We start from the raw sequence: 4,221 nt of genomic DNA on the forward strand, positions 1-4,221 counted from the left end.
AACCCCGACGACATGACCACGGATCCTGCCGCACCCACCCCACACCTGTCACATCGTCAGGAGACGGACACGCGACCGACCTTCTGAATGCTTACAGTCAAGAAGCTGTAACCAAATTGACAACGCCGAGAAAACCGTACTCAGAGGTCAGTTCAAACTCGGGGGTCGAGTATCAACTACTCAGGCGGAAGCATGCGCTGTACCGTTTACTTGAAATACTGATTCAGGTGGGAAAAAGTTCAGGCAGTAGCCCCAAGAATGCATCTTCAATACGCGTCGTGTTGACGGAGCGAAATGTTGACGATCTGTCAAAAAGAATTCGACGGGGTTACGCAAGTGGGTAAATTTTCTACTCACGAGCGCGTTAAATTACGCAGGAATGAGAATCACATGGCGACGACGGGCAGGGCGGAGGAGTTCCGTGCCGCACGGGACTTCCTGCTGGAGCACCGGGCGGACTACACCGCGGCCTACGAGGCCTTCGGCTGGCCGCGCCCGGAGCAGTTCAACTGGGCCCTTGACTGGTTCGACGTCATCGCGCGCGACAACGACCGCACCGCCCTGCACATCGTGGAGGAGGACGGCGGACGTGTCGAGGTCTCCTTCGCCGCGATGTCCGAGCGCTCGAACCGGGTGGCCAACTGGCTGCGCGAGCGGGGCATGGGCGCCGAGGACCGCGTCCTCGTCATGCTCGGCAACCAGATCGAGCTGTGGGAGACGGCGCTGGCCGCGATGAAACTGCGCGCCGTCGTCATCCCGGCCACCCCGCTGCTCGGCCCCGCCGACCTGGCCGACCGGGTCGAACGCGGTCGGGTGCGGCACGTCGTCGTGCGGGCGGAGGACACCGGGAAGTTCGACGCGGTGCCGGGGGACTACACCCGGATCGCCGTCCGCGGCACCCGGCCGGGCTGGCACGCGTACGAGGAGACGGCCGACGCCGGAGTCGCCTTCGAGCCCGACGGCCCCACCCACGCGGACGACCCCCTGATGCTCTACTTCACCTCGGGCACCACCGCCCGGCCTAAACTGGTGGAGCACACCCACGTCTCGTACCCGATCGGTCACCTGGCCACCATGTACTGGATCGGGTTGAAGCCCGGGGACGTCCATCTGAACATCTCCTCACCCGGCTGGGCCAAGCACGCCTGGTCGAACCTCTTCGCGCCGTGGAACGCGGAGGCGACCGTCTTCCTGTACAACTACACACGCTTCGATGCAGGCCGTCTGATGGCGGAGATGGACCGGGCCGGCGTCACCACCTTCTGCGCCCCGCCCACCGTGTGGCGCATGCTCATCCAGGCCGATCTGGGACTGCTGCGGACCCCGCCGCGCGAGGTCGTCGCCGCGGGCGAGCCGCTGAACCCCGAGGTCATCGAGCAGGTCAGGCGCGCCTGGGGCGTCACCATCCGGGACGGCTTCGGACAGACGGAGACCGCCGTCCAGGTGTCCAACAGCCCCGGTCAGCCGCTCAAGACCGGCTCCATGGGCCGTCCCAGCCCCGGCTTCCGCGTCGAACTACTCGATCCCGTCACGGGCGCGCCCGGCGCCACGGAGGGCGAGATCTGCCTCGACCTGTCCGAGCGCCCGGTAGGCCTTATGACCGGCTACCACGGCGACCCCGACCGTACGGCGGAGGCGATGGCGGGCGGCTACTACCGCACCGGGGACATCGGCTCGCGCGACGCCGACGGCTACATCACCTACGTCGGCCGCGCCGACGACGTGTTCAAGGCCTCCGACTACAAGATCTCGCCCTTCGAGCTGGAGAGCGCGCTCCTGGAGCACGAGGCCGTCGCCGAGGCCGCCGTGGTCCCGGCCCCCGACGAACTGCGCCTCGCCGTCCCGAAGGCCTACGTCGTCCTCGCCGCCGGGTACGAGGCCGGCCCGGACACCGCCAAGCTCCTCTTCGAGCACGCGCGCACGGTTCTCTCGCCGTACAAGCGCATCCGCCGCATCGAGTTCGGCGAGCTGCCTAAGACCGTCTCCGGCAAGATCCGCCGGATCGAGCTGCGCGAGGCCACGGCCGCCGGTTCGGACGCCGAGTACCGCGAGGAGGACTTCCGGTGAGTGAACTGTCGTACGCGCACGGGACGGGCGGCACGGCGCTGCTCGGCGACACCATCGGGACGAACCTCGACCGGGCCGTCGCCGCCTGGCCGGAGCGGGAGGCGCTGGTCGACGTGCCCTCGGGGCGGCGCTGGACGTACGCCCGGTTCGGCGCGGCCGTGGATGAGTTGGCGTACGCGCTGCTCGCCTCCGGAGTCGCCAGGGGCGACCGGGTGGGCATCTGGGCGGTCAACTGCCCCGAGTGGGTGCTTGTCCAGTACGCCACCGCACGCGTCGGCGCGGTCATGGTGAACATCAACCCGGCCTACCGCACACACGAGGTCGAGTACGTCCTGAACCAGGCCGGGATCTCGCTGCTCTTCGCCTCCCTGAGCCACAAGACCAGCGACTACCGGACGATGATCGAGGAAGTACGGGGCAGGTGCCCGAAGTTGAGGGAGACCGTCTACATCGGCGACCCGGGCTGGGACGCCCTGCTGCGGCGCGGGACCCCGGACCTGGACGAGGCGCTGCGCGTCCGCGCGGGCGAACTGTCCTGCGACGACCCCATCAACATCCAGTACACCTCAGGCACGACGGGCTTCCCCAAGGGAGCCACGCTCTCCCACCACAACATCCTCAACAACGGCTATTTCGTGGGTGAGCTGATCGCCTACTTCGAACAGGACCGGGTCTGCATCCCGGTGCCCTTCTACCACTGTTTCGGCATGGTGATGGGAAACCTCGCCGCCACCTCGCACGGCGCGTGCATGGTGATCCCGGCGCCGTCGTTCGACCCGGCGGCGACGCTGCGGGCCGTGCAGCAGGAGCGGTGCACCTCGCTGTACGGCGTACCCACCATGTTCATCGCCGAGCTGAACCTCCCCGGCTTCGCGGAGTACGACCTGTCCACCCTGCGCACCGGCATCATGGCGGGCTCGCCTTGTCCGGTCGAGGTGATGAAACGGGTGGTCGCCGAGATGCACATGGAGGAGGTCTCCATCTGCTACGGCATGACGGAGACCTCGCCCGTCTCGCTCCAGACCCGCCGGGACGACGACCTCGAACACCGCACGGGCACGGTCGGCCGGGTCCTGCCGCACCTGGAGGTCAAGGTCGTCGACCCGGTGGACGGGACGACCCGGCCCCGCGGCAGCGCCGGAGAGCTGTGCACCCGCGGCTACAGCGTGATGCTCGGCTACTGGAACGAGCCCGACAAGACCGCCGAAGCCGTCGACGCGGGGCGCTGGATGCACACGGGCGACCTCGCCGTGATGCGCGATGACGGGTACGTCGAGATAGTCGGCCGCATCAAGGACATGATCATCCGGGGTGGCGAAAACATCTACCCGCGCGAGATCGAGGAATTCCTGTACGCCCATCCAAAGATCGCCGACGTCCAGGTGGTCGGCGTCCCCCACGAACGCTACGGCGAGGAGGTGCTCGCCTGCGTCATCCCGCGCGATCCGGCCGACCCCCTCACCCTGGACGAGCTGCGCGCCTTCTGCGAGAGCAAGCTGGCGCACTACAAGATCCCGAGCCGACTGCGGATCCTGGAGACCTTCCCGATGACGGTCTCGGGGAAAGTGCGGAAGATCGAACTGCGGGAGACGTACGCCGAGTAGGCGCCCGGAGCGGGGAGTGCCATGAATTAGGTGGGTTTCTTCCTCGAAGGAGTCATCTGATGGGTACGACGGTAACGAAAGCGACCAGCTCTGATGGCCACTCCTCTTCGCACCGTTCCCGGCACCAACGGCGACCCGCTCGCCGAGGCCATCGAGCTCACCAAGCGGCTCAAACTCCCGCACATCCGCAGGTCGCTGACCGACATCATCCCCACCGCGAAGGCCCAGCGCTGGGACCCCGCCGAGGTCGCCCGCGTCCTCCTCGCGGAGGAAGCCGCCGGCCGCGACCGCGCGAACCTGCACACCCGCCGCAAGCGGGCCGGGTTCCCCACCGGCAAGACTTTCGGCGACTGGCACGAACAAGTCCTCCATACCCAGGCCCACTGAACCGCCCCGGCGTGTCCGGGGACTCAGTTTGTTGGATGAGCGGCCCGGGCGGGGTCGCGGTGGTGATGGTAGTGGGCCTGTTCGGCCTCGGTGGGGGTGAGGTCGTCGCAGGCGGTGTGCAGACGCCGGTTGTTGTACCAGTCGACCCAGGTCAGGGTGGCGA

Annotated in this window: 2 protein-coding genes and 2 pseudogenes; 3 read left to right on the forward strand and 1 reads right to left on the reverse strand. The window is 67.5% G+C overall.

What is annotated here, in order from left to right:
- Positions 1-390 precede the first annotated feature (390 nt).
- The 3 genes and pseudogenes from ABZT03_RS43260 to ABZT03_RS43270 form a co-directional block, all read left to right on the forward strand.
- Entirely contained in the window at positions 391-2,067 is a 1,677-nt protein-coding gene (locus ABZT03_RS43260; RefSeq protein ID WP_356049685.1) for an AMP-binding protein, read from the forward strand.
- Entirely contained in the window at positions 2,064-3,671 is a 1,608-nt protein-coding gene (locus ABZT03_RS43265) for an AMP-binding protein (RefSeq protein WP_356049687.1), read from the forward strand. Before ABZT03_RS43260 ends, ABZT03_RS43265 begins: the two co-directional genes overlap by 4 nt.
- 93 nt (positions 3,672-3,764) lie before the next feature.
- A pseudogene (locus ABZT03_RS43270) lies at positions 3,765-4,059 on the forward strand (ATP-binding protein); the annotation flags it as partial.
- A 22-nt stretch (positions 4,060-4,081) separates the two neighbouring features.
- On the opposite strand, the pseudogene ABZT03_RS43275 reads toward ABZT03_RS43270, so the two are convergent.
- Positions 4,082-4,221, reverse strand: a pseudogene (locus ABZT03_RS43275) (IS3 family transposase); the annotation flags it as partial.

The sequence above is a fragment of the Streptomyces sp. NPDC005574 genome (assembly GCF_040605435.1).
GTDB lineage: Bacteria > Actinomycetota > Actinomycetes > Streptomycetales > Streptomycetaceae > Streptomyces.